Origin of the sequence: Streptomyces inusitatus, from assembly GCF_014651115.1 — a bacterium.
Classification (GTDB): Bacteria; Actinomycetota; Actinomycetes; order Streptomycetales; family Streptomycetaceae; genus Streptomyces; species Streptomyces amakusaensis.
Genome location: NZ_BMWG01000005.1, coordinates 88,217 through 114,065, shown reverse-complemented (window position 1 = coordinate 114,065; position 25,849 = coordinate 88,217). Strand labels below are relative to the sequence as shown.

20 protein-coding genes and 1 pseudogene are annotated in these 25,849 nt (G+C 73.2%); 13 read left to right on the top strand and 8 right to left on the bottom strand.

Going from position 1 to position 25,849, the window contains the following annotated elements:
- The first annotated feature begins 323 nt into the window (after positions 1–323).
- Positions 324–2,504, top strand: coding sequence for an NAD-dependent DNA ligase LigA (gene ligA, locus IE247_RS11730; RefSeq protein WP_190122957.1), 2,181 nt, complete (start codon positions 324–326; stop codon positions 2,502–2,504).
- Between the two features lie 87 nt (positions 2,505–2,591).
- Positions 2,592–3,317, top strand: a complete 726-nt coding sequence (locus IE247_RS11725) for a siderophore-interacting protein (protein WP_190123125.1) — start codon at positions 2,592–2,594, stop codon at positions 3,315–3,317.
- Between the two features lie 45 nt (positions 3,318–3,362).
- On the opposite strand, the gene IE247_RS11720 is transcribed toward IE247_RS11725, so the two are convergent.
- Positions 3,363–5,276 carry a Xaa-Pro dipeptidyl-peptidase gene (locus tag IE247_RS11720; protein WP_190122956.1) on the bottom strand — a complete coding sequence of 638 codons (1,914 nt, stop codon included), beginning with the start codon at positions 5,274–5,276 and terminating at the stop codon, positions 3,363–3,365.
- Positions 5,277–5,435: 159 nt separating this feature from the next.
- Here IE247_RS11720 and IE247_RS11715 point away from each other — a divergent pair, with 159 nt between their 5' ends.
- The 3 genes from IE247_RS11715 (at position 5,436) to IE247_RS11705 (ending at position 7,446) form a co-directional block, all read left to right on the top strand.
- A complete protein-coding gene (locus tag IE247_RS11715) occupies positions 5,436–5,822 on the top strand; it encodes a VOC family protein (protein WP_190122955.1) in 387 nt (128 codons plus the stop codon).
- Between the two features lie 57 nt (positions 5,823–5,879).
- On the top strand, positions 5,880–6,353 hold the full coding sequence (locus IE247_RS11710) for a GNAT family N-acetyltransferase (RefSeq protein ID WP_190122954.1): 474 nt from the start codon (positions 5,880–5,882) through the stop codon (positions 6,351–6,353).
- A 142-nt stretch (positions 6,354–6,495) separates the two neighbouring features.
- Complete coding sequence (locus IE247_RS11705) at positions 6,496–7,446, top strand: phosphotransferase family protein (protein ID WP_190122953.1); 951 nt, start codon at positions 6,496–6,498, stop codon at positions 7,444–7,446.
- A gap of 160 nt (positions 7,447–7,606) precedes the next feature.
- Here the strand turns inward: IE247_RS11705 and secD are convergent, their stop codons facing one another.
- Positions 7,607–9,922: a protein translocase subunit SecD gene (gene secD / locus IE247_RS11700; RefSeq protein WP_190122952.1), complete on the bottom strand. Its 2,316-nt coding sequence runs from the start codon at positions 9,920–9,922 to the stop codon at positions 7,607–7,609.
- A gap of 126 nt (positions 9,923–10,048) precedes the next feature.
- On the bottom strand, positions 10,049–10,465 hold the full coding sequence (locus IE247_RS11695) for a hypothetical protein (protein ID WP_190122951.1): 417 nt from the start codon (positions 10,463–10,465) through the stop codon (positions 10,049–10,051).
- A gap of 248 nt (positions 10,466–10,713) precedes the next feature.
- Between IE247_RS11695 and IE247_RS11690 the strand changes: the two genes are divergently transcribed.
- The 3 genes from IE247_RS11690 to IE247_RS11680 are packed head-to-tail and all read left to right on the top strand — an operon-like array spanning position 10,714 to position 13,168.
- Positions 10,714–11,541: an ABC transporter substrate-binding protein gene (locus IE247_RS11690; RefSeq protein WP_190122950.1), complete on the top strand. Its 828-nt coding sequence runs from the start codon at positions 10,714–10,716 to the stop codon at positions 11,539–11,541.
- Positions 11,508–12,338: an amino acid ABC transporter permease gene (locus tag IE247_RS11685; protein ID WP_190122949.1), complete on the top strand. Its 831-nt coding sequence runs from the start codon at positions 11,508–11,510 to the stop codon at positions 12,336–12,338. Before IE247_RS11690 ends, IE247_RS11685 begins: the two co-directional genes overlap by 34 nt.
- Entirely contained in the window at positions 12,335–13,168 is an 834-nt protein-coding gene (locus IE247_RS11680) for an amino acid ABC transporter ATP-binding protein (protein ID WP_190122948.1), read from the top strand. The genes IE247_RS11685 and IE247_RS11680 overlap by 4 nt, the downstream gene beginning before the upstream one ends.
- Before the next feature lie 25 nt (positions 13,169–13,193).
- On the opposite strand, the gene IE247_RS11675 is transcribed toward IE247_RS11680, so the two are convergent.
- Complete coding sequence (locus IE247_RS11675; RefSeq protein ID WP_190122947.1) at positions 13,194–13,904, bottom strand: hypothetical protein; 711 nt, start codon at positions 13,902–13,904, stop codon at positions 13,194–13,196.
- Positions 13,901–15,700 (bottom strand): serine/threonine-protein kinase, encoded by a 1,800-nt coding sequence (locus IE247_RS11670; protein ID WP_190122946.1) that lies wholly within the window; start codon positions 15,698–15,700, stop codon positions 13,901–13,903. The genes IE247_RS11675 and IE247_RS11670 overlap by 4 nt, the downstream gene beginning before the upstream one ends.
- Positions 15,701–16,139: 439 nt before the next feature.
- Here IE247_RS11670 and IE247_RS11665 point away from each other — a divergent pair, with 439 nt between their 5' ends.
- A complete protein-coding gene (locus IE247_RS11665; RefSeq protein ID WP_229869063.1) occupies positions 16,140–17,024 on the top strand; it encodes an LLM class F420-dependent oxidoreductase in 885 nt (294 codons plus the stop codon).
- A gap of 409 nt (positions 17,025–17,433) precedes the next feature.
- Here IE247_RS11665 and IE247_RS11660 read toward each other — a convergent pair whose 3' ends face one another.
- A complete protein-coding gene (locus IE247_RS11660) occupies positions 17,434–17,928 on the bottom strand; it encodes a MarR family winged helix-turn-helix transcriptional regulator (protein WP_190122945.1) in 495 nt (164 codons plus the stop codon).
- A gap of 122 nt (positions 17,929–18,050) precedes the next feature.
- Here IE247_RS11660 and IE247_RS11655 point away from each other — a divergent pair, with 122 nt between their 5' ends.
- Together IE247_RS11655 and IE247_RS11650 are read left to right on the top strand one after the other, a co-directional pair.
- Positions 18,051–18,872: a cyclase family protein gene (locus IE247_RS11655; RefSeq protein WP_190122944.1), complete on the top strand. Its 822-nt coding sequence runs from the start codon at positions 18,051–18,053 to the stop codon at positions 18,870–18,872.
- A gap of 73 nt (positions 18,873–18,945) precedes the next feature.
- Positions 18,946–19,785 carry a class I SAM-dependent methyltransferase gene (locus IE247_RS11650; protein WP_190122943.1) on the top strand — a complete coding sequence of 280 codons (840 nt, stop codon included), beginning with the start codon at positions 18,946–18,948 and terminating at the stop codon, positions 19,783–19,785.
- Positions 19,786–19,902: 117 nt separating this feature from the next.
- On the opposite strand, the gene IE247_RS34225 is transcribed toward IE247_RS11650, so the two are convergent.
- Positions 19,903–22,353 (bottom strand): cytochrome P450, encoded by a 2,451-nt coding sequence (locus IE247_RS34225; RefSeq protein WP_229869062.1) that lies wholly within the window; start codon positions 22,351–22,353, stop codon positions 19,903–19,905.
- 200 nt (positions 22,354–22,553) lie between these two features.
- Between IE247_RS34225 and IE247_RS11635 the strand changes: the two genes are divergently transcribed.
- Together IE247_RS11635 and IE247_RS11630 are read left to right on the top strand one after the other, a co-directional pair.
- On the top strand, positions 22,554–24,044 hold the full coding sequence (locus IE247_RS11635; protein ID WP_190122941.1) for an MFS transporter: 1,491 nt from the start codon (positions 22,554–22,556) through the stop codon (positions 24,042–24,044).
- Positions 24,041–25,150, top strand: a complete 1,110-nt coding sequence (locus IE247_RS11630) for an SGNH/GDSL hydrolase family protein (RefSeq protein ID WP_190122940.1) — start codon at positions 24,041–24,043, stop codon at positions 25,148–25,150. The genes IE247_RS11635 and IE247_RS11630 overlap by 4 nt, the downstream gene beginning before the upstream one ends.
- Before the next feature lie 102 nt (positions 25,151–25,252).
- On the opposite strand, the pseudogene IE247_RS35145 reads toward IE247_RS11630, so the two are convergent.
- Positions 25,253–25,660, bottom strand: a pseudogene (locus IE247_RS35145) (DUF6841 family protein); the annotation flags it as partial.
- Positions 25,661–25,849: the final 189 nt, after the last annotated feature.

The following is a 25,849-nucleotide window of genomic DNA, read 5'->3' as shown; positions in this document are numbered from 1 at the left end:
CGGGGCGTCTTCGGGAGGGTGATGGGGCCGTCGGCGCGGGCGTCCGGGGGAGGGAGAACCGGCCAAGGGCGCGCGCGGGGGGCTCTTTCGGGAAAGGACGCCCGAATGGCGGAGAATCGCCTGCGGTGAAGGTGGCCGACGCGCTGACGGCGACGCGGCTCACACCGGTGGGTCACGGCCGGCCGCCGCCCCGCTCCCGCCCGCTCCCCGGTCGGCCCCGGATCGGCTTCAGGCCGGCTTCCGGCTGTGGTGAACTCTGGTGAAAGCCCAGGCCGGAGGCGGTTTTGGAGGCATTGTCAGTGGTGGGCGGCACCATGTGAACCATGACGAACTCTTCCACCGGCCCTGCCCCCGCCCTCGCCTCCGCCGGGGCGAGTCCCGCCCCCTCGGTGCTGCTCGTCGGCCCCCAGGCATACGCGTCGGCGGTCGAGACCGCCGCCCGGGCCGCCGCCGCGTACTACGCGACGGGGGAGAGCGCTCTGGACGACGAGGCGTACGACCGGCTGGTGCGCGGTGTCGCCGACTACGAGGCGGCCCACCCCGGCGAGGCGTCGCCCCACTCGCCGACCGGCAAGGTGGCGGGCGGCGCGGTGACGGGCGATGTGCCGCACACCGTGCCGATGCTCTCGCTGGACAATGTCTTCTCCGCCGAGCAGCTCCTGACCTGGACCGCCTCCCTGGAGCGCCGGATCGGCCGGCCCGTCGAGCGCTGGAGCGTCGAGGCCAAGCTCGACGGGCTCGCCGTGGCCGCCCGCTATGAACAGGGCCTGCTCACCCGGCTGATCACCCGGGGCGACGGCACGGCCGGCGAGGACGTCTCCCACGCGATCGGCACGATCGTCGGCCTGCCGGACCGGCTCACCGAGCCCGTCACGCTCGAAGTGCGCGGCGAGGTGCTGATGACCGGCGAGCAGTTCGACGCGGCCAACGCCGCGCGCACCGCCCACGGCGGCGCGCCCTTCGCCAATCCGCGCAACGGCGCGGCGGGCACCCTGCGGGCCAAGGACCGCGAGTACCGGGTGGAGATGACCTTCTTCGGGTACGGCGCGCTGCCGCTGCCGGGCTCCGGCGACGCGCTCGCCGAGCGACTGACCCGCTCGCCGCACAGCGCGCTCATGGCCCATGTCGGCGAGCTGGGCGTCCACACGGCCGAGGCCACCGCCGTGGCGCCGCGCACCGTCCTGGAGGCCGGGGACCTCCAGGGGGTGATCGAGGAGATGGCGGCGCTCCGCGCCGGGCTGCCGTTCGGCATCGACGGAATCGTCGTCAAGGCCGATCTCGCCGAGGACCGGGAGGCGGCGGGCTCCGGCTCCCGGGCGCCGCGCTGGGCGGTCGCCCACAAGCTGCCCGCCGTGGAGAGGATGACCACCCTGCTGGCCGTCGAGTGGAATGTGGGACGCACCGGGATCATCGCGCCGCGCGCCGTTCTGGAGCCGGTGGAGATAGACGGATCCACCGTCTCCTACGCCACCCTGCACAACCCCGGTGACATCACCCGCCGGGATCTCCGCATCGGCGACCGGGTGATGGTCCACAAGGCCGGGGACATCATCCCGCGTGTCGAGGCCCCGGTGGCGCATCTGCGCACCGGGGACGAGCTGCCGATCGTCTTCCCCAAGGCCTGCCCCCGGTGCGGCTCGGAGATCGACGGCTCCGAGCAGCGGTGGCGCTGTGTCCGGGGGCGGGACTGCCGGCTGGTGGCCTGTGTCTCGTACGCGGCCGGGCGCGACCAGCTCGACATCGAGGGGCTGGGCGTCACCCGGGTCGTCCAGCTCGTGGACGCGGGTCTGGTGGGAGACTTCGCCGATCTGTTCACGCTCACCCGGGAACAGTTGCTGGGCCTGGACCGGATGGGGGAGACCAGCACCGACAATCTGCTGGCGGCGCTGGAGGCGGCGAAGGGCAGGCCGCTGTCGCGGGTGTTCTGCGCCCTGGGGGTGCGCGGCACGGGGCGCTCGATGTCCCGCCGGATAGCCCGGCACTTCGCGACCATGGATCTGATCCGGGCCGCCGACGCCGAGGCGCTGCAACAGGTCGAGGGCATCGGCGCGGAGAAGGCGCGCGTGGTCGTCGCCGAACTCGTGGAACTGGCCCCGCTCATCGACAAGCTGACCGCCGCCGGTGTCCGGATGAGCGAGCCGGGCGCGACCCCGCCTGCCCCGGCGGTGACGGCGGTGACGGCGGTGACGGCGGGCGGGCCCGGGGCGGCGGAGTCCGCGTCCGCCGGGGCCGGGCCCGCCGCCGGGGCCGGGCCGTTGGCCGGTATGACCGTCGTGGTCACCGGGGCGATGACGGGAGCGCTGGCGGCCCTGTCGCGCAATCAGATGAACGAGCTGATCGAGCGGGCCGGGGGGAAGTCCTCCTCCAGCGTCTCCCGGCGCACCTCGCTCCTGGTCGCCGGGGAGAACGCGGGGTCCAAGCGGGAGAAGGCCGAACAGCTCGGCACCCGTACGGCGACGCCGGACGAGTTCGCCGAGCTGGTCGGCGACTTCCTCGCCGAGTGATCCCCATCCGGCCAATTTAGGTTAGGCTTGCCTAAATTTATATGGGATGTTCGGTGGATGAACCGGGCCGATGGGGAGGGGTTTGTCGTGGGTCATGGCTGGGAGGGCGTCGTACTCAAACTGATGCGCGGCAAGGACTTCGTCTTCACCGTGACCGGGAGCGAAGAGGTCACCGAACACTTCCTGCGCGTCCACTTCTCCGACGGCGGGATGCTCGCCCGGACCGGGGTGCACCCCACGATGTGGGTCCGGGTCTGGTTCGACAACGGCACCAAGCCTCATCAGCGTGCCTACACCCTGGTCGACCCCGACCCGGAGGCGGGCACCTTCAGCATCGAGTTCGCCCTCCACGGCGGGCGCGCGGGCGACTGGGCCCGGGCGGCGCGCGCGGGCGACACCGTGCAGGCCACCCTCCAGGGCACCGGGTTCACCGCGCCCTCTCCGGCCCCGGCCCGGCTCTTCGTCGTCGGCGACCCGGCGTCCCTGCCGGCGATCAACTCGCTTCTCGGGGCGCTGCCCGGAGTGCCCGCCACGATCTGGTTCGAGACCAGCCACGACTCGGACCTGCGGCTGCCGCTGCGGCTGGACGCGCACCACCACGAACTGCGCCGCGTCCCGCGCCGGGACGGCGGAGCCCATCTGGTCGCCGAGGTGAGGTCGGCGCTGCCCGCCCTGCTGGACGACCCGGCCGGCGCGTACCTCTGGATCGCCTGCGACACGGCGACGACCCGCTCCCTCACCTCGTACGCCCGCAAGGAGCTCGCCCTCCCCAAGGAGCGCGTCAGCGCCCTCGGTTACTGGCGCGCGGCCTGACACCCCGGCCCGGCCCGCGTCTGCCCGGGCCGGAGGGGCGGCGGGTCAGCGGACCACCGGCAGTGTCACCGCGCTCACCCCGGTCCGCACGGTCAGCCGGGTGCCGGCCGGGTGGCGCAGGGTGAAGTCGTGGTCGGTCGAGATCAGTACCACGCCCAGCCGGTGCCCCTTCTTGAAGACGTACTCCTGCGGCTGCATCCCGAAGCGCAGCCGGTACTCACGCCCCTCCGTCACCGGGCTCTGCCGCTCGATGGAGTGCCGGTTGCGGAGGTCCGCCCAGCCACGAGAGACGATCTTGAAGTCGGCGGTCTCCGTGCGGTGCAGGGTGCGCTGGGCGCAGCCGGTGTCGCCGGGCACGCCCTGTCCGTAACAGACCGGCGGGGAGCCGTCGGGCACGGTGCCCGCCACCGCCCGGGTGTCCCGGCCGTAGTCCACCAGCAGCGCCGTCACATAGGGAGAGGAACCGTCCAGCGAGGCCCGCACGGAGACCCGGGGGACGCCGTTGACCCGGAGGTCCTCCGTGAGCGGACCGGTGGTGTAGGCGAGCCGGTTGGGGTGCGCGGAGCCGGGGTCGGCCACCAGCGTCTCCGCCCTCACGGTGCGGCCGGCGTCCGTCATCGACTGCTGGACCGCCCGCCCCGGCCGCGCCCCCAGCCCGTCCGGATTCAGCCGCAGCGCCAGCTCCCGGGTGGAGCGGGCCGGCCAGTCGGACTGCCGCCGCCAGCTGAAGTCCGCCTGCTCGACCTCCACCGGCGCGGCGTCCAGGGCCCCGTTCTCCAGGCCGTACAGCCAGTGGTCGAACCACATGTGCAGCTGCCGCAGCCACTCCTCCATCCGCAAAGGCATCGGGTTGTTGTGCCCGGCCTGGTGCAGCCACATCCGGCGCGGCACGTCGTGTTCCTTCAGCGCCTCCCACAATTGGCCGAAGTGCTGGGTCTTCACATTCCAGTCGTTGCCGCCGTGCACGGCGAACACCCCGGCCGTGATCCTGTGCGCGTCCTTCAGATAGTCCCGCTCGGCCCAGAACCGGCTCCAGTCACCGGTCCCGCGCCCCTGCTCGGCCGTCAGCCGGTCCAGCACCGGCCCGCAGATCTCCCGGTCGGTCCGGCTGTACACGCCCTTGGCGAGGATGTCCGCGTCCTCGCCCTGATAGCCGCCGGGGGCCACCACCCCGCCGTTCGCCCGGTAGTAGTCGTACCAGGAGGAGATGCCGGAGATCGGCACGATCGCCTTCAGCCCCTCGACCCCGGTGGACGCGACGGCGGTCGGCAGCGTGCCGTTGTACGAGACCCCCATCATGGCCGTGTCGCCCGTCGACCAGGAGGCGCGGGCGGGCCGGCCGTCCGGGTCCCAGCCCCGGGCCCGGCCGTTCAGCCAGTCCACGGCGGCCTTCGCGCCGAGCGTCTCCGCGCGCCCGCCGGAGCTGGGGCAGCCGGTCGAACCGCCGGTGCCCACGCTGTCGAGCTGGGCGACCGCGTAGCCGCGCGGCAGGAAGTAGTTGTCGTTGTACCCGGAGAACGGGGCCGACGGGCTGACCAGCCCCGGCAGCCGCGCCGTCTCCGGACCGACGCCGTGCTGCGGCGGAAGCCCGTCCTCGTCGATGTCCACGGGGTGGAACGGAACGTCGTTGCCGCCGCCCCAGTAGGGGCTGGCCTCGATGATCGTGGCCACCTTCAGCCCGTCGCCGGTCTCCTTGGGCCGCAGGATCCGCATCCGTACGGTGTCCCGCCGGCCGTCCTCGTCGCTGTCCGCCTCCGTCTCCACGTCCACCAGCTGGGACACGGCGTCGGCGCGGGAGAATACGGGCTGGGTGCTTCCGTCCGTGACGCTGAGCGCCGGGGCGGGGGCCGGCCGGGCGACGGCGGGCGCGGGCAGCGCCCCGAGGAGACAGAGCGCCAGCGCGGGCACCCCCAGCCTCCGTACCGCACGGGTCGGGTGTGACGCGGAGCTTCTCGCCATCGTGCCTCCAGATCCGGAAGGTGAACGATCACGCGGGGGCGCGCGCACATTCCACCGCGTATCCGCGCCGCGCGCCAGACCCGCTTCTGGCAGCCTGTCGGGGCGGCCGCCCCGAAGGACCGGCGTGCCGACGGAAATTCCACCGGACAAGGAGAGGCCATGACCACCACCCCGCACTTCACTCTGGCGAGCCTGGTCATCGACTGCCAGGACGCCCACGCCCTCGGCGATTTCTACGCACGGCTCCTCGGCTGGGAGGTGAAGGCCAGCGAGCCCGACTGGGTCCATCTGCGCTCCCCCGACGGCGCTCTCGGTCTCTCCCTCCAGGGCGAACCGGAGTATGAGCCGCCGCTCTGGCCCGAGGAACCGGGGGCGCAGCAGAAGATGCTGCATCTGGACATCCGCGTCGACGACCTCGGTCCGGCCGTCCGGCACGCGGTCTCACTCGGTGCCACCGAGGCCGTCGCGCAGCCGCAGAGCGATGTCCGTGTGCTGCTGGACCCCGCCGGGCACCCCTTCTGCCTGTTCCTCGCCCCCGTGGAGTGAGTGAAGTGAACCCTTGGAGCACCCCTCGGAGTGGCCAGCGGATGTAATACTCACTCCATGAGTTCACGTATGACCGAGGCGGTGCGGATCCGCCGGGCGACGGCCAAGGACGCCAAGCGCCTCACCGCCCTGGTGCGCGGCTCACGCGCCTATGAGGGTCCGTACGCCGCGATGGTCGCCGGGTACCGGGTGGGCCCCGACTACATCGAGGCCCACCCGGTGTACGCGGCCGTGGCCGGGGACGGGGCGCTGCTCGGTTTCTACGCCCTGGTGCTGAGCCCGCCGGAGCTGGATCTGATGTTCGTCGCCGACCGGGCCCAGGGCCTCGGCATCGGCCGCCGGCTCGTCGGCCACATGCTCGGCGAGGCCCGCCGCGCCGGGCTCGACTCCGTACGGGTGATCTCCCACCCGCCGGCCGAGCACTTCTATCTGAGCGTCGGCGCGCGGCGAACCGGAACCTGCCCGGCGAACCCGCCCGCGGTGGCCTGGGACCGTCCCGAACTGATCTTCCCGGTCGGCGCCGACGGCTGATCCGGCCCTGTGCGGCGCCCTCGACCGCCGCCGCACGGGCCGCGCACGGCACGGCGGGCCGGGCCGGGCCCGGGCCGGGCTCGGGCCGGGCCCGGGCCGGGCTCGGGCCGGGCGGCGCCGGGCCGTGTCAGCATGCTCGATCATGGAGAAGGACACGGAGAAGTACGAGACGAGCGACGAGACACTGGCCGCCATCGCCGCCCGGCACGGGAGCACCGCCGAGGGGGTGCGGCCGATGCCGTCGGGGGTCGCCAACCGGGTGTATCCGCTGGGCGACGAACTGGTGCTGAGGATTCCCCGGACGAAGGAGTTCCTGCCCGACCTGGTCAAAGAGGCCATGGTCATTCCCGTCGCGCGGAGCGCCGGTGTACGCGCCCCGGACATCGTCGCCTTCGACGACACCTGCTCGGTGGTCGAGGTGCCCTACATGGTGATGACCCGGGCCCCCGGGGTGGATCTCGCGCAGGTCGAACTCCCCGCGGCACAGGCGGAACGCGTCCACCGCCAAGTGGGGCGGGAACTGGCCAAGCTGCACCGGGTCTCCCCGGAGACGCCGGCGGGCCTGGAGACCTTGCCCGCGGACGACGGCGGCGGGGGAGACCCCTGGGCGCTGGTGGGCCGACTGCTGGCGGAAGGGTGGCTCGACGCCGGGGCCGCGCGCTGGCTCAATGGGTGGTTCGACCGGCTGGCGGAGCGCCTTCCCGCCGATTCGCGGCAGGTTCTGGTGCACGGCGACATCGCCCCGCAGAATCTGCTCGTCTCCCCGGGCGAGGGCGAACTCACCGGCATCGTCGACTGGGGCGACGCCCAATGGGCGGACCCCGCGACCGAGTTCGCCAAGACCCCGCTGTCCCTCGTCCCGGCGCTGCTCGACGGCTATCGGCGGGAAGCCGGCGAAGAGACCCCGGACAGCGCCCACTCCTGGGAGGCGCGGGTGCTCTGGTTCCACCTCGTCTGGGCCCTCGGCCGTCTGCCGGATCCCGTGCCGAAGCCCGGGGAGCGTCACTGGACCGCGCCTCCGGCCGGACGGCTCCTGGGGCTTCTGCGCTTTTTCGCCTCGGGACCGCCGGCTCCCTGGGGCGAACTGGCCTGAATCGGGATCCGGGCTCGGGCCGACCAGTTCAGGTATGACCGGCCGACGCGGAACCCGACGCGGAACCCGACGCGGAACCCGACGCGGAACCCGACGCGGAACCCGACGCGGCCCGGGGCGTACATCCCCGGGCCGCGTCGTGGCACCGTTCCGCCGTCGCCTAGACCACCGCGCCCGTGCCGCTGCGGTCGCGCGGACGGTCCGCCCGGGTGCGGGGGCGGTCGGGCCAGCGGTGCTGGAGGCCCACGGCCAGGGGCATCGCGGTGAAGACGGTGGAGGCGATGCCCGCCACCACCCCCGCCAGGAGCGCGACGGAGAAGTCCGCCAGCGAGTCCCCGCCGAGGAACGCGAGCGCGATCAGCACGAAGAGCGCGCCCATGCCCGTGTTCACCGTACGGGGCAGGGTCTGGGCGATCGCCCGGTCCGCCAGCTCCGGCCACTGGCCGCGCGGGGACACCCGCCGCAGCTCACGCAGCCGGTCGAGGACGACGACGGTGTCGTTGACCGAGTAGCCGACCACCGTCAGCAGCGCCGCGAGGAACACACTGTCGACCGGCTTGCCGAGCCAGGCGAAGAGGCCCACCACCAGCAGCACGTCCTGCACCATCGCGGCGACCGCCGCGGCGGCGAAGGTCCAGCGGAACCGCACGGTGAGATAGACGAGCTGCGCGGCGACCGCCACCGCCAGCGCGATCAGCGCATGGGTGCGCAGCTCGTCGCCGAGGCTCGGGCCGATCTTCTCGTCCCGCTCCACGGTCACCTTCCCGGCGACCTCGCCGAGCGAGGACCGGATCTCCTCCTGCTGCTGATTGCTCAGCTCACCGGTGCGTACGGTGATGCCCCGCTCGCCCGTCGTCTGGACCACGGCGCGCGGGAACCCGGCCTCCGAGACGGCCGCCCGGGCGGCGTCGGCGTCCACCGGCCGCTCGGCCGCGTACAGCACCTGCCGTCCGCCGGTGAACTCCACACCGAACTCCAGACCGCGCACCCCGATCCCGCCGAGCGCCAGCATCAGCAGCCCCAGACAGACTCCGAGCCACCGCCGCCGGTGCCGCATCAGCCGGGGCGGCCGGCGCTCCAGCCACTTCCGTACGCGCCCCTTCTCGGTCAGTCCGGTCAGCGCCGGCCGCCGGCGGACCGCGGTGCGCGCCACCGCCCAGTCGGCGAGCAGCCGGGTGATCACCATCGCCGAGATCAGCGAGGCCAGCACACCGACGGCGAGGGTCACCCCGAAGCCCTTGACCGGACCGATCGCGAAGACGAAGAGCAGCCCCGCCGCGATCAGCGTCGTCACATGGGAGTCGGTGATCGCGCTCCACGCCTTCTCGAAGCCGATCCGCAGCGGCCGCCGCAGATCGCCGGAGCGCTCGCTCTTCCGCAGCGCGGTCCGGGACGGGCCGAGGAGATACTCCTCCCTGGCGCGTTCGAAGACGAGGACATTGGCGTCCACCGCGATGCCGATCGCGAGCACGAAACCGGCGAGCCCCGGCAGGGTCAGCGTCGCGCCCATCGCCACGATCGCGGCGTACGAGATCAGCCCGTACAGCGCCAGCGCGACGGTGGCGAGCGCTCCGACCAGCCGGTAGACGGCGATGATGAACAGCCCGGTGCAGATCAGCCCGATCACGGCGGCCATCGCGCTGGCCCGGATCGCGTCCGCGCCCAGCGTCGGACCGACCACGCTCTGCTCGACGGCGGTCACCGGCACGGGCAGCGCGCCGCCCTTGACCAGTGCGGCCAGGTCGCGGGCCTCGGCCGCGCTGAAACTGCCGGTGATCTGGGTCGATCCCCCGGTGATACCCGATCCGCAGGCCACCGAGGACTCCATGCCCGGCGCGGAGACGATCGCGTCGTCCAGCACGATCGCCACCCGTCGCGCCGGGTCCCCGGCCGGGGCGCAGGCCGCCTCGCCGGTGAGCCGCGCCCACTCCTCGCCGCCGCCCCGGAAGGACAGATCGACGAGCCAGCCCCGGCCGCTCTGGCTGTCGAGCACCGCCTCGGCGTCCTTGACGCCCTCGCCCGTCAGCGCGGGCGGCGCGAGATTCAGAAAACTCCCCGGCACATCGGGGTCGGGCAGCACTCGGGAGCCGTCCTTCGCGGGGGCCTTCTCCGGCCCCGCCGTCGCCTCCCGCACCTCGTGGAAGGTGAGCTGCGCGGTGCGCCCGATGGCCTCGGCGGCCTCGCGCGGATCCTGCACCCCGGGCAGTTCGACGACGATACGGCGCTCACCGGAGCGGGCCAGCGAGGGTTCGGAGACCCCGAGCGCGTCGACCCGCTGCCGCAGCACCTCCATCGTCCGGTCGGTGGCCGCCGAGTCGGCGCGGACGGTGGGCGAGTCCCGGGTCTCCAGGACGATGCGGGTGCCACCCCGCAGATCGAGCCCCAGCCGGGGCGGCTGGGTCAGCGTGACCCAGAGGGATGTCGCGACGACGACGAGCGCGAACAGCGCACGCCAGAGCGTGGCACGAGAGGACATGACAACTCCACGGGCAGCACGCGGACCGCCGTCGGGGCGGCCGCGGATACGTAAGGGACGCGGCGATCGCGCGCCGGCGCGCCCGTGGACATGCCACAGGGACGGGCGGCGGACGCCGAAGAGACCTCAGCTGCTCGTGGGGGAGGGCGGTGCCCGGGTGTGCCTCGGGCTGTGGACGGGCCGGGGCGGCGCGCGCTCCTGCCGGGGACCCGCCGACTCCCGGCCGCCCGGCGGCGGCCGGTACGCGAAGGGGGCCGGGGCCCCGGGTGTCTCGGACACCAGGGGCGGACGGCTGCCCGGGTCGGCCGGGAGCACTTCCTGGACGGTGGCGGAGGGGGCCCGCCGCACCTCGGCCCGCAGCGAAGCGGCCCGCGACGGAGCGTCCGTGCGGTTGGGTACGACCGGTGCCACGGAAGAGGCGGAAGCGACTGCTCCGGTGGCGGCGGCGGGGGCGGACCCCGCGAGCACCAGGAAGACCGCCCACACGCCCAGCAACAGCGGCGGCAAGGAGGCCGAGATCAGCGGACGCACGCGCTGTCGCATCCGCCCGCCCCCTGTGTCCGATCACGCCCTTCCGCCCCACCCTATGCGACGGCGGGCGGGGCCCGGTGGCGGGCGGGACGTCCCCGGCACCGGGAGCGGTCCCCCGTACCTCTTGTGAATGCCTCGTGAACAGGCCCGTTCACCCTGCGGCGCGATGCCTACGATCTCCGACGGACGGTCTCGTTCGACTGACCGCCTGCCCAGCGCAATTCCCCCTTTCAAGGAGGTTGCACGTGTTAGGGAAGGCCATGGCACAGAGCGGACGTACCAGCGGGCCCCGCGTCCGCGCGGCGGCCGTAGCGGCGGCGGGGGTGATCCTCGCGGCGGGCTGCTCCTCGGGCGGCGGCCCGGCACAGGCGGCGGGCGGCGTACCCGTCGTCGAGAAGGGAAAACTGACCACCTGTACCCATCTGCCCTATCCGCCGTTCCAGTTCGAACGGGACGGCGAGATCGTGGGCTTCGACGTCGCCCTCGTCGATCTGGTGGCGAAGAGACTCAAGGTCGAGCAGAAGATCGTCGACACCCCGTTCGAGAACTTCAAGACCGGCGCGTTCCTCAACTCCGGCGAGTGCGACCTCGCGGCCGCCGGAATGACCATCACCGAGGAGCGGAAGAAGAACGTCGACTTCTCCGTCCCCTACTTCGACGCCACCCAGGCCCTGCTGACCGCCAAGAAGAGCGGACTCGCCTCGCTCGACGAGGCCAAGAGCCGAAAGGCCAGGCTCGGCGTCCAGTCCGAGACCACCGGCGAGAGCTACACCAAGGCGCAGGGCTTCGACCCCGTCGCCTTCGAGAGCGCCGACGCCGTGCTGAACGGACTGCGCACCGGACAGGTCGACGGGGTCGTCCTCGACCACCCCGTCGTGCAGGGCTGGCTCAAGGACAGCCGGAACGCCGCCGAATTCTCCCTCGGCCGGCACATCGACACCGGCGAGCGGTACGGGATCTCGGTCAAGAAGGGCAACGCGAAACTCCTCGCGGCCGTCGACCGGGCCATCGAGGAGGCCCGTGCGGACGGCACGTACGACAAGCTCTACCGGCGGTGGATCGGACCGCCGCCCAAGGGCTCGTCGTGATCTCCCGGCCGACCGCGCGGCAGCGCCGCAAGGTCTTCCGGGGCGTCCAGTACGCGGTCCTCGCCGCCGCCCTGCTCCTGGTCGGCGCCCTCGCCGACTGGGAGCGGCTGGCGAACCAGTTCGCCCGGCCGGATCTCGCCGCCCGGCTCTTCCCGGAGATCATCACCACCGCCCTGCGCAACACGGTCGTGTACACCCTCTCCGGATTCCTCCTCGGACTGGTCCTCGGCACGGTCGTCGCCCTGATGCGACTGTCGTCGGTGGCCCCCTACCGCTGGGCCGCCACCGTCTACATCGAGTTCTTCCGGGGGCTGCCCGCGCTGCTGATCTTCATCTTCGTCGGGGTCGCGGTCCCGCTGGCCTTCCCCGGCACGGAGATACCCGGCGGCACCTACGGCAAGGTCGCGCTCGGGCTCGGACTGGTCGCCGCCGCCTATATGGCGGAGACGATCAGAGCCGGCATCCAGGCGGTGCCCAAGGGACAGCTGGAGGCCGCCCGCTCGCTCGGCTTCTCGCACACCAGGGCCATGATCTCGGTGATCGTCCCGCAGGCCTTCCGGATCGTGATACCGCCGCTGACCAACGAACTCGTCCTGCTCTTCAAGGACTCCTCGCTGGTGCTGTTCCTCGGCGTCACCCTGGAGGAGAGGGAACTGACCAAATTCGGCCGGGATCTCGCCAGCCAGACCGCCAACTCCACGCCGATCCTCGTCGCGGGCGTCTGCTACCTCCTGGTCACCGTGCCGCTGAGCCTGCTGGTCCGCCGCCTCGAAGCCCGTGGAGGAGCGAGAACATGAAGGACACCACAAGCCACGCCGAGACAGGGACCGCGACCGGGACCGGGAGCGGGAGCGGGAGCGAGATCGGGATCCGGGGGCTGCGGAAGTCCTTCGGCGACGAACACGTCCTCGCGGGCATCGACCTGGACATCGCCAAGGGGGAGGTCGTCTGTGTGATCGGCCCCTCGGGCTCGGGCAAGTCGACCCTGCTGCGCTGCGTCAATCTGCTGGAGACGCCCACCGCGGGACGGATCTTCGTCGGCGGCACCGAGGTCACCGACCCCGATGTCGACATCGACGCGGTACGCCGCCGCATCGGCATGGTCTTCCAGCAGTTCCACCTCTTCCCCCATCTGACCGTCACCGAGAACCTCACCCTGCCCCAGCGCCGGGTGCTGCGCCGGAACAAGGCGCACGCGCTCGCCGTCGCCCACGAGAATCTCGCCCGGGTCGGACTGCTCGACAAGGCCGACGCCGAACCGGCGCGGCTCTCCGGCGGACAGCAGCAGCGGGTGGCGATCGCCAGGGCGCTGGCGATGGGCCCCGAGGTGATGCTCTTCGACGAGCCGACCTCCGCGCTCGACCCCGAACTCGTCGGCGAGGTGCTCGCCGTGCTGCGCATGCTCGCCGACGACGGCATGACCATGGTCGTGGTCACCCATGAGATGAGCTTCGCCCGCGAGGTCGCCGACCGCGTGGTCTTCCTGGACGGCGGAGTCGTCGTCGAGCAGGGGCCGGCCGCCCGGGTCGTGGGCGATCCGAGGCACGAGCGTACGAGGGACTTCCTCGACCGGGTGCTGAACCCGGCCGCCGCCCGGCCACCGGAAGGCGGCGGGCCGGACGGCTGAAGGCTGAAGGGACAGGGCTCCGGGCTCAGCCGCAGCGGTAGTCGAAACGCGCGGCGGACCGGTGCTCCGAGGGGGAGACGACCCGCAGCTCCGCCCCGGCCCGGTACCGCCCGGGGCCCTGGAACGACCACAACAGCCGCAGCCGCGCCTGTTCCTGGCCGTGGGCCAGCTTCTGCCGCAGCCGCTCCGACGAGGTGCCGTCGCTGCGCACCCAGCGGTACACCAGGGTGCCGGACCGCCCATTGGTGTCCACCACCGCCACCACCTCCGCCGTGTCGCCGCAGCCGAGCGAGGCCGCGACGGCACGGACGGACACGGCCTCCACGGCGATCGGCCGGCCGTAGCGCTGCCACAGCAGGAGCGCGAGCACGACCACCAGCACCACGGCGGCCGGGGCGTACCGGCGTACCAGTCGGCGGAGCCGGCCGGGGCGGGGCGGGCCGTGCCACACGCCGGCGGCGACGGCGGCCGCCGTCGCGGGGTCGGCGACGATCCGGCTTCGGGCGGACGCGGTCACCCCGGGGCCGAAGCGGCGCAGCTCGCCCTCCTCCCCGGGGCGGGGGACCGGGCCGGGGGCGGGGCCGGGGGCGGGGCCGGGGGGACTCTCCGGAGCCGCGGGTCCGGAGTCCGGCCCGGCGAACCAGTGGCTGCCCAGCGCGGTGGCGCGGTAGCCGTCGTCGTCGGCGGCGGGGGCCGGTGCCGGGTGTCCGGCGGCGTGGTCGAGTGGATCCCTCACTGGTCCGAGCACCCCCAGGGGATCTGCTGCCAGGGGCTGCCGTTGGCCGCGCGCGGGTCGGTGGCCGCCCGCACCGCGAGATAGCAGCCCTCGCCCTCGAAGATGTGCGAGGGGGTGAGGACATAGCGCCGGGAGCCGCCCCGGTCGAAGATCTCCGTGCCGTCCAGCGTGCCCGGTTCGCCCGCGATACGACCGGTGTACCAGCTGACGAGCACGCTGACCGGCCCCGTCCCGTCCGTCACCACCTCGATCGTGACGGTCGCCCCTGGGCCCCGTCGCGTCCGCCGGAGATCGGAGACAGTCACCGACTTCACCCGTACCGGGGGAGTGGCCGACGGTGTCGGAGAGGGCGAGTCCGAGGCGCTCGCGGTGGGCCTCTCCGTGGGACTCGTGCCGGGCCCGGGCCCGGGCCCTGGAGCGGACGGGGACAGGGACGGGGACGGGGCGGCTGAGGAGGGCTTGGGCGAGCCGCTCTCCGCCGGGGGGACGGCGGGCCCGGGCCTTGGCGTCCGGGAGGCGGAGGGGCGCGTTACGGGAGTGCGGGATCCGGAGGAGCGCTCCGCGCTCCGCGACGGGGCCGGGTCCGCGGAGCCGGTCCCCGCCGATGCCGATGCCGGGGGCGACGCCGTGGGCTCCGGCCCGGGCCCGTCGTCCGGCCGGGCGCCGGTGGTGGTGAGGGCCCGCGCGTCGGTACGGGAGAGTCCGCCGTCCGGCTCGGCCGCCACCACCAGGCTGAACAGCAGCACCGCGACGATCAGCGCGGCCAGCGGGGGCCCCGAGGCGGAGAGCGCGAGCCGCAGCCTCCTCGGCAGAGCGGTCCAGGCGCCGGGGCGTAACCAGCCGCCCAGCGCCCGCCACGCCCCGACGGCCACCGCCGTACGGCCGAAGACGGTGCCCGCCCGGTCGGTGGCGGAAGCGGGCTCGCCCCCGGCCGACGGGAACAGCAGCGGCAGCAGGGCGGCGAGCGCGGCGAGCCGGCGTCTGCCCCGCTCCTCCCACTCCGGCCCGTAGGCGGCCAGGGCGATCCGCTCCAGCTCCGCCACGAACACCGCGGCGCTCCGCACCCGCTCCCGGGGCGACTTCGCCAGTCCCCGCAGGACCAGGGCGCGCACCGGCTCCGGGACGCCCTCGACGGGCACGGGCGCGTTCAGGTGCTCAAGGGCCAGCTCGGCGATGTTCTCCCCGGTGAAGGGTTTGCGGCCGGTGAGGCACTCGTAGAAGGTCACCGTCGCCGCGTACACATCGGCCGAGGGGGAGGCGGGCTCCCCCTGCCACTGCTCCGGGGCCATGTACGAGGGGGTGCCCGCGACCTCGGGGGCGGAGCCCAGTCCGGCGGCGATGCCGAAATCGGCCAGTCTGGACGAGCCGTCCGCCGCGATCAGCACGTTCTCCGGCTTGTAGTCGCGGTGCACCACCCCGGCCCGATGGGCGTCGGCCAGCCCCAGCAGGGAGCCCTTGAGCACGGCGAGGGCCGCCTCGGGCCCGGTCGCGCCCTCCTGCCGCAGCAGTGCGCGCAGGGCGATGCCCTCGATCAGCTCCATCACGATGGCCGCGCCGCGCGGCCCCTCGACATACTCGTACAGACCCACCACATGGGGGGAGGCCAGCTCTCCGAGCAGCCGGGCCTCGCTCCGGAAGCCCTGGACGAAGACGGGGTTCGTCCGCAGCCGTTCGCTCAGATACTTGATCGCCACCGGGACGCCCGTCCCGTCGTGCACGGCGAGCACCACCCGCCCGCTCGCCCCGGACCCCAGCTCCCCGGACTCCGTGTACCCGGGAACCGCCCAGGTGTTCATCCCGCCCCCCTTGGGCCTTGGGCCACAGACACGGCGGACATCACACGCCTGCCGCAAGGTAGCCCAGCCCTGTGCCCCGGCAGGAGACGCGATCGCGCCGACTCCAGAGCTTTTTCGGAGCGCGTTTCGGACAGAGGGAAGCCCCCGGCTGGACGGGGGGATGACCAGCCGGGGGCGGCAAGCGCGGACACGGAGGGCGGTCGCCTCTCGGCGAGGGCTCCCTGAGGTCTCAGGGGCCAAGGGCAGGGCCCGGGGACACTGTCCCCTCCGTAGCCGCACTACGGTCAACGGCCCGCAGTCACGAAATGTTCCGGCATGTCCCCCATATGGCCGTGACATGCGATGCGGGCGGGGCGTTGACAGCGGCCGGGCCCGGCCCTAGCTTGATGATTCGAGGTTGATTCGAAGAACATAGAACAATCGAATTCCTGGAGGACGCGTGAGGCGCCATGGAGTGACGATCCCGCTCAGCACCGTGCCGCTGTCCGAACACCGGCGCGTCATCGAGGAGCTCCCCGACCTCGGCTACACCGATGTCTGGACCGGCGAGGCGGCCGGCCGCGACGGATTCACCCCGCTCGCGCTCGCCGCCGCCTGGTCCCCCTCCCTGCGGCTGGGGACCGCCGTGGTGCCCGTCCAGACCCGGGGCCCGGCGCTGCTGGCGATGACGGTGGCGACCCTGGCGGAGGCCGCTCCCGGACGGGTCGCCGTGGGCGTCGGCTCCTCGGGGCCGCCCTTCGTCACCCGGATCAACGGCATCCCCTTCGAGCACCCCTACCACCATGTCCGCGACACCGTTCGCTTCCTGAAGCGGGCGCTGGCCGGAAAGCCGGTACGGGGGGTCTTCGACTCCTTCACGATCGAGGAGTACCGGCCCGCCGTCCGCCCCGACCCCGCGCCGCCCGTCCTCGTCGGCGCGCTCCGCCCCCAGATGCTCCGGCTCGCCGCGCGCGAGGCCGACGGGCTGGTCGCCAACTTCCTCGCGGTGCGGGATCTGCGCCCGGTGCTGGCGGCGATGGGCCCCGAGGGCGCGGGCAAGGAGGTGGTCGCCAGGATCTTCGTCTGCCCCACCCGGGACATCGGCCACGCCCGCGCCCGGGGCCGCGCGCTCCTCGGCCCGATCCTCAACGCCCGTACCTACTCGGCCTTCCACGCCTGGCTGGGGCGCGGCGAGGAGCTGGCCGCCTCCCACCGCGCCTGGGCGGCGGGCGACCACTGGGCGGCGTGCGAGGCGCTGCCCGACGCGCTGGTCGACGAACTCCTCGTCCACGGCAGCCCCGAGCGGTGCCGCGAGCACGTGGCCCGCTATGTGGGGCCGGAGTGACCACACCCCTGCTGGCGGTGGTGCCCGCACCGGAATTCGGCGCGGGCCCGGACGCGATGCTCGCCGCGCTGCGGGCCCTCGCGCCGCTGAACTGAGTGCCGGCCGGTGGCCGGCTCCCTAGGTCGTGTCTTCAAAGTCCCGTCTGCCTGCCGTGCCTCCCCCAGCTACCGCTGGGGGGACCCCCAGGCACGCACTCCCCCTGGGCCTGGCGGCCCGGGTGGGGGTGCCCCCGGCGGAGCCAGGGGGAGTACCCCCACCGCGTCGACTCTCCCCCTGGGCTTCGCCCGGGAGGTGCCCCCATCCTCCGCCTTGCGATCTGGGGGCACCTCCCGGGCCGAAGGCCCAGGGGGAGCACCAGACCCCGCCAGCCCCGCCCTACGGGCGGACGACGCCACTTTGAAGACACTCCCTAGCCCACGTCGAGGATCTTGCCCACCAGCCGGGTCAGAGTCCTGCGCTCGGCGGGCGTCAGCGCCTCGAACGCCCGGTCCAGCAGGGCCGGTACCCCGCTCTCCGCCTCGTCCAGCGCCGGACCCGCCTCGGCGGTCAGCGTCACCGCGTACGCCCGGCGGTCTCGGGGGTGGCGCTCCCGCCGGACCAGACCCGAATCCTCCAGGCCGTCGATACAGCCCACCATCACACTGCGGTCGATGCGCAGCTGCTCGCTCAGCTCCTGCTGGGAGCTGGGGCCCACATCCTTCAGCATCTTCAACACCAGATGCTGCGCCACCGTGAGCCGATGGCCGGACAGCTCCTCGTCGATCGCCCGCGCCACCAGCGTCGTCGCCCGGCACAGCGCGATATCCGGTCGTTCCTGGGCCAGTTTGGAGAAATACTGCTCCCGCCCGGACCCCGTCTGCTGCCTGCTGGGCGAGGTACGGCGGGAAGGCTGGGTGACGGTCATGGCTGCTCCTCGTGTGGGTCATGGACGGCGGATCACCCGGCTTGTCCAGATCGTCTCTCTCCAGAACGTTTTCCCTCAGTCTAACGTCGGCTCCCCGAAGCCGGCGGAACGGAAGGTTCTCCATGTGCAACCCACAGACCATCGCCGCTTCGGGCCCGCCGCGGCCGGAGCGTCGTCCGGATGTCCCGGCCCAGGGAGCGGAGACGGCGGGGACAGCGCCGCACGGTGCCGCGCCGGTGCGGATCCCCGGCGGCACGGTCCGTGACCTCACCCATGTCCTCGGCCCCGACTGGCCCGTGTTCGACCTCTATGTCCGCCCGATGGAGATCAAGCCGCTGGCGAACCTCGCCGAACACGAGTACAACGCCCTGGAACTCACCTACAACGAGCACATCGGCACTCATATCGACGCCCCCCGCCACTTCGACGACGACGGCCTCTCCGTCGAGTGGATCCCGGCGGAATCGCTGATCGCGCCGCTCGCGGTCGTCCGGGTCGGCGAGCGCGCCGCCCGTGACCATGTCACCGAGCTGACCGTGGACGACCTGCTCCGCTGGGAGAGCCGCAACGGCCGGATACCCGACCGGGCCGTGCTCGCCGTGGACAGCGGCTGGGCCGCCCGTATCAACACCCCGGGATCCTTCCTCAACTTCGACGAGAAGGACGGCCTCTACCGCTTCCCCGGGATCTCGGTGGAGGCCGCCGCCTTCCTCGTCGAGGAGCGCTCGGTGGTGGGCGTGGGCATCGACTCGCCGAGCCTGGACCCCGGTTCGCGCCCCGCCGACCCCTATACGCACCGGGTTCTGCTGCCCGCGGGGAAGTACGGCATCGAGTGCCTGGCGGGGCTGGACACCGTTCCCGACGCCGGGGCCGTCGTCGTCGTCGGAGCCCCCCGCCACACCGGTGGCACCGGCGGACCCGCCCGGGTGCTGGCGTTCCTGTGACCGCCAGCGACCGTACCGCCTGCCCGTACACCCGCCCGTTCGTCCGTACCGTCCAAGCCAGGGAGGCCGGTTCATGAGCACATCCCCCACCGCGGACGCCGCCGCGACCGACGACCGCGGGGAGTGGAAGCGGGAGCGCTACCGGGACGGCGTCTTCAGCCACGCCGTCTCCACCGAGCGGGAGCGGCTGAGGCTGCTGGAGTCCGTACTCGACCACCACACCCGGGCCCGCTTCGAGAGCCTCGGGCTGCGGGAGGGGCACCGGGTGCTGGAGGTCGGCGGGGGCGGCGGCTCGGTCGCCCGCTGGCTCGCCGGGCGCGGGGCCCGGGTCACCGTCACCGATCTGGACACGTCCTTTCTCGACGAACTCGCCGACGACGGGGTGCGGGTGCTGCGCCACGACGTCTACACCGAGGACTTCCCGCCGGGTTCCTTCGACTTCATCCACGCCCGGTATGTGGTGATCCATCTGCCCGATCCGGAGAAGGCGCTGGCCCGGATGGCCCAGTGGCTCGCCCCCGGCGGGGTGCTGGTCGTGGAGGAGCCCTCGTTCTTCCCGGTCAAGGACTCCCCGCACCCCGCGTACCGCAAGGTGATGCGGGCCTTCCGGGAGAATCTGGAGAGCGCGGTGGGCACGGACACGGAGTGGGCGCGCGCCCTCCCGGTGCCGTTCGAGGGCAAGGGGCTGACCGGCATCGGCCATGACGCCCGCCTCCAGCGGATCACGGGCGGCGACGACGAGGCCCTGTGGTGGCGGCTGACCCTGGAGCAGTCCAGGGCGGCGGTGGTGGCCGCGGGCCTCGCCTCGGACGAGGACTTCGAGGCGGCCTACGCGGAGCTGACCGACCCGGCCTTCCACGATCTGTCGCTGGCCGTGTTCACGGCCTGGGGCGTCAAGGACGGCTCGGCCTGAGCACGCGGAAGAGCGCCGTACCGCCCGGTCGGGGCCGGTACGGCGCTCCTTCGCGCGCTCAGCGGCGGCGCACGGGCGGTGCGGGGGGTACGGGCGGTACGGGGGAGGAGGGCCGGGTCACCAGGTGACGGGCAGCCTCTCGGGCCGCAGGGTGAGCAGTCCGCCGAGCCAGCGCACCTCCTCGGGCGGCACGGCGAGCCGCAGCGTGGGCAGCCGCCGCGCCAGTACGCCGAACGCCACCTGGAGCTCCATCCGGGCCACCCCCGCGCCGGGGCAGTAGTGGGTGCCGTGGCCGAACGCCACATGCACCGCGTCGGAGCGGGTGATGTCCAGCTCCTCGGGCCGGGCGACATGGCGGGTGTCACGGCCGGCGGCGTGCATCACCGGGATCACGCCCTCGCCGGGGGCGATCCGGGTGCCTGCGATCTCCAGCTCCTCGGTCGCGATCCGCAGGAAGCCGATCTCCGACGGCGGCGCGTAGCGCAGCAGTTCCTCGGTGGCGGCGGTCACCAGCCCCGGGTCCTCGGTCAGCAGCCGCCACTGCCCGGGGTGGCGCAGCAGCTGGTAGAGCGAGCGCACCACGGCTCCGACGGTGGTGTCGTGCCCGGCCACCAGCAGATTGATGCCGAGCCAGACCAGCTCGCGCTCGCCGAGCCGGTCGTTGTCCTCGTCGCGGGCGGCGATCAGGGTGCTGAGCAGATCGTCGCCGGGGTTCTTCCGCCGCTCGGCGATGAGCCCGGCGACATAGGCGGCCGACTCCTCGCGGGCGGTCAGCCGTTCCCCGGGGGAGTGGGCGGTGATGCTGACCAGGGCCTCGGTCCAGCGGTGCAGCCGCTCCCGGTCCCCGACGGGGGCCCCGACCATCTCGCAGATCACCCAGACGGGCAGTACGGCGGCGAAGTCGTGGTGGAGGTCGGCGGGGCGCGGTCCGGCCTCCAGCCGGTCGATCAGCTCATGGGCGATCTCCTCCACCCTGGCCCGCCACTTCTCCGCCTTGCGCGGGGTGAAGGCGGGGGCGATCAGCCGGCGCAGCCGGGCGTGCTGCGCGCCCTCCTGGTTGAGGAGGTTGTACGGGTTGTCGGAGAAGTCCTCGCCCTTCACGGTGCGCACCGCGCCCGGCTCGCGCAGCGCGGCCCGGGAGAGTCTGCGGTCCGCCATCGCGGCCACCACCTCGTCGTACCCGGTGACCATCAGCGCGCTGTCCCCGCTGGGCAGCTGGACACGGCTTATGGGGCACTGGGCGCGCAGCGCGGCGTACTCCTCGGGGGGCTCGGCGAACGGGCCCACGGGGAAGGGGTACTGGGGCAGGACCGGGGTCTGGGCCGGGGCCGGGGTCTGGGCCGGGGGCTCGGCCGGGGCAGGGGGTGGGGTCTTGGTCGGGTCTGTCATCGGGTGGCTGCCTCTCCGGTGTCGGGGGCGGCCTGGCCGGCCGCGGGGTCTCGGGCGGGGGTGGTGCCGGTCGGCCGCTCCGGCGGCGCGGGACCCCGCCAGCAGCCGCATCGCGGGCCGCTCGACGAGGGTGTGCAGCGCCCAGGAGATGAGCAGGGCCAGGGCGAGGGCCGCCGCCAGCAGCCCGGCGGCGGCGGGGGCGGACCAGGTCCGGCCCTCGCCGAGCAGCCGGTGGCCGTGCTGGAGCAGCAGCCGGTGGACGAGATAGAAGGCGAATGACCACTCGCCCAGGCGGACCAGGGCCGGGCGGGCGAGGAAGGAGCCCCGGCCCTCGGAGTCCCGGCGGGCGACCGCCGCCACGAGCAGTCCGATCGGTACGACGGTGGCGCTGGTCAGCCCGTACAGGAAGGGCAGCCGCAGCGAGAGCGCGTACCCGGCGGAGAGCAGGACGAGCGCCGCGGGGACGCCGCCGGGGAGGGCGGCGCGGCCGGTGAGGACCGTCCGGGCCAGCAGGATGCCGAGGCCGAACTCCAGGGCCCGGCCCACCGGGAGGACGTAGACCAGCCAGAACTGTGCGACGGATCCGGAGCCGAAGGGCAGCGCCTCGCCGGCCGGCAGCAGCTCGGAGAGGAGGGGCAGTGCGGGTACGGCGAGGGCCGTGCCGGCCGTCCAGAGCCGGAGCCGCTCCGGCCGGATCCGTCGCACCGCGCCGATGAGGAGGGGGAAGGAGAGATAGAAGAACACCTCGCAGGAGAGCGACCAGCTGACGTCGTTGAGGCTGGAGAAGACGGCCCGGTCGGGCGCCCAGGTGTGGACGAGCAGCAGATTGGGGACGGCCTGGCGGGCGGTCGCCGGAGTGCCCGCCCGGGCGAGGAGGGCCAGTGCGGCGGCCCAGGTGAGCAGGTGCAGGGGGTAGACCTTCGCCGCCCGGCGATGCCAGAAGCGGACCGCCGTGTCCCCGGGGCGGGCGGACCAGGTGAGGACGAATCCGCTCAGGACGAAGAAGAAGCTGACGCCCAGCCACCCCGCGTTCGCCACCAGTCCCGTGTACGCCGCGTCGAGGCCGCGATCGGCGAACGGCGATTCGAGGGAGGCATGGAAGGCGAAGACGCAGAGGACGGCGACGAAGCGCAGCCCGGTGAGGGAGGGCAGGCGCGGCCGGTTCTCGGACAGAGGCATGGGTGTGCTCCGGGCGTGGGAACCGGTCAACTTTCATTGTTCGAAAACAATCGAAGCGTAGGTCGGGGGCGATCGCTCCGCAAGGCCGAGGGTCTTATGTTTACGGCAAGATTGTTTGCTGCAAGATGATTTCGCTGCTACTTTCAGGGCACATCACTGGTGAGCAGACGGATGTCTGACGGATCGAATGGCGGCGAACGATGTCAGATCCACAATCGGCCCCGCGCTCGGGGCGGACTCCGGGCGTCCGTAAGGGACTCGCCCTTCTGGTGCTCTGCGCGCAGCTGTTCCTGGACTCCATGGACGTCTCGCTGATGGGCGTGGCCCTGCCCGAGCTGAAGGACGATCTGGGGCTGAGCGGCGAGGAGCTCCAGTGGCTCATATCCGGCTACGCGGTGGCGTACGGAGGCTTTCTGCTCCTCGGCGGCCGGGCCGCCGACCTCTTCGGCAGACGCCGGATGTTCTTCTGGGCCACCGCGGTCTTCGCTGCGGCCAGCCTGGCCGGCGGATTCGTCTCGGACGGGACCCTGCTGATCGTCAGCCGGGTCGTCAAGGGCATCGCGGCGGCGTTCATCGCCCCCGCCGCCCTGTCGATCATCACCACCACCTTCAAGGAGGGCCCCGAGCGCAACCGCGCGGTCGGCATCTTCTCGCTGACCGGCGCGAGCGGTTACGCGGCGGGCCTCGTCCTCTCCGGTGTGCTCACCGAGCTGAGCTGGCGGCTCACCTTCCTCGTCCCGTTCGTCATCGCCGCCCTGGTCTTCGCCACCGTCCGGTACGCGGTCGCCCCCGACCGGCCCCGCACCGGTGAGCGCCCCGGCTTCGACGCCTTCGGGGCGCTCACCGCGACCGGCGGCGCGCTGCTGCTGGTCTTCGCGCTCACCCGGGCCCCCGAGGTGGGCTGGGGCTCGCCCGCGACCGTGCTCTCCCTGGTCGCCGCCGTGCTGCTGCTCATCGGCTTCGTCGTCATCGAGAGCCGTCGCCGCGAACCGCTGGTCCAGCTCTCCATCTTCCGCTCCCGGACCCTGTCCACGGCCAATGTCGTCGGGCTGACCTGGGCCTGCGCCACCATCGGCTGGCAGTTCGTCGCCCTGCTCTACCTCCAGCAGGTACTGGGCTACAACGCGCTCGGGGCCGGGCTCGCGATCGTGCCGATGGCCGCCGCGATCCTCCTCACCGTGAACATCACCCCGCGCGTCATCAACCGCTGGGGGCTGCGCCTGCCCGCCGTCCTCGGGCTGCTGCTCCAGGGGCTCGGCATCCTGCTCTTCCTGCGCGCCGGGGAGAACAGCGGCTACGCGGCGGTGCTGCTGCCCGCGCTCGTCATCCACGGCGTCGGCAACGGTCTGAGCTTCCCCAGCTTCAACATCGCGGGGGTCGGCGGGGTCGCCGACGCCCAGCAGGGCCTGGCGACCTCCCTGATCCAGTCGGCGCTCCAGCTCGGCGGCGGCCTCGGTGTCGCGGTCGCCGCCGCGGTGCTGGCCTCCGCGGGCACCGCCGGTGAACTCGACTCGTACCACTACGCCTTCCTCGCCGTCGGCCTCTTCTCCCTCGTCGGAGCGCTGGCCGCCGCGCTGGGCCTCGGTCCGGCGAAATCCCGGGACCAGGACGCCGAGTCCCCGGCCCGGGACGCCGACGGCGAGCCGGGCACGGTGGACCGTGACACACCGCTGGAGAGCGGGCGCGCATGACCGGTCCCACCCGCGCCCGGCCGCCGCACGAGAGGGCGGGCACGGCCACCGGCACCGGCACTGCCACCGGCGCCCGGACCGGACCGGCTCCGGAGCGCCTCGCCCCCGACGATCCGCGGCTCTCCTGGGACGGCGTCAGCGGCTGGAGCGCTGGCCCCGGCGGCCCGCTGCCGCTGCGCGTCCCCCCGGAGCGCCTGGCCACCGCGATGTCACCGGCCCTGACCCGGGTCGCCCGGACCACCGCCGGGATCCGGTTCGCCGTCCGCACCGACGCCACCGAGATCACCCTGGAGGTGGAGACCGACCCCGGTGGCGCGCCGCTGGACATCAGGGCCGACGGCGCCCTCGTCCACCGCTGGGCCGGCGGCCCCGGCGGACACCGGGTCTCCTTCCCGCTGCCCCCGGCGGCGGCCGGCCGGCCCGCCGAGGTCGAGGTGTGGCTTCCGCACCTGGGCGTCACCCGGCTGGGCGCGGTCTCCTTCGGCGGCCACCGCTCGCTGACGGCGGCGGACCGCACCGGCCCCCGCTGGGTGGCGTACGGCAGCTCCCTCACCCACTGCATATTCGCCTCCGGCCCCTCCGAGACCTGGCCCGCGCTGGTCGCGGCGGAGCGGGGCTGGCGGCTGCGGAACCTGGGCCTCGCGGGGGAGGCGTATCTCGATCCGGCCCTCGCCCGGGCGATCAGGGACGCCCCGGCGGAGCTGATCAGCCTCGAACTGGGCATCAACGTCTACATCCGGGGCGCGTTCACCGCCCGGAGCTGGGGCCCGGCGGTCTGCGGCTTCCTCGACACCGTCCGCGAGGGCCACCCGGGCACTCCCGTCGCCGTCATCACCCCGCTCTCCTCGCCCGACCGCGAGCGGAGCGTCAACAGCGCCGGGCTGACCCTGCGGGACACCCGCGACATCACGGCGGAGGCGGTGCGCGTGCTCCAGCGGCTGGGCGACCGCGATCTGCACCTGGTGGACGGGCTCCAACTCGCCCCGGTCGCCGAGGCCCCCGCGCCCTCCGCCGCGGCCCCCCCCCCCTGGCCGCCCGGGGAGTACGTCCCCGCGAACCACACGGGCGGGCCGCCGGACCCATCCCCGCCGCCCCGCGGGGGCTGACCGGCCGGCGGCCCCGCCGGTGAGCCTCACCGCCGGGGCCGCCGAAACGGGGGCGTTCAGACCGCGAAGGCGATCCTGGCCAGCACCCCCCCAGCGCCCCTCCCGCCGGGTCAGCACATACAGCGACTCGAACGACCCCAGCGACACCCCCTCCCGGTCGTAACGGGCGAACCGCACTTGTGCGTGGACCTGATCGGCGGAACGCTGGATCAGCTCCACACTCTCCCAGCCGCTGCGGTCCCAGCCGCTCGCGAGCAGCCGCGCCACCTCGGGCTCCGAGCGCTCGGCGTACTCCTCCTCGGTCTCCCAGACGGTGACCTCGCCGTCACTGACCCGCAGATGCGGATAGTGCAGCGGCCGCGCCCAGCCGGTCACGGACCGGCTGTTGAGGGCGTCGAGAAAAGCGTCGAGGGCCTTGTGGACATCACGGATCTCATCGGATTCGGACGCGAGCGACCTGCTTTTCCTTCCCGGGTCAATTCCGGTCGGGGCGAGCGTACGTCCGAACAACTCCCGCCATCAACACTCCCGTTCGAGAATATCGTGTTTCGGGATCGTCACGGGAATATGGACAGGATGCCGCCACTCCGGTGGACCTGGTCGCCCCAGGCCCCAAGACCTGGAACAACCAGGTCCACCGGCAGAAGAAAATCGGCTTCCGATGGAAAAGGATTGAGGCGCACAGGCAATGTCCTCATT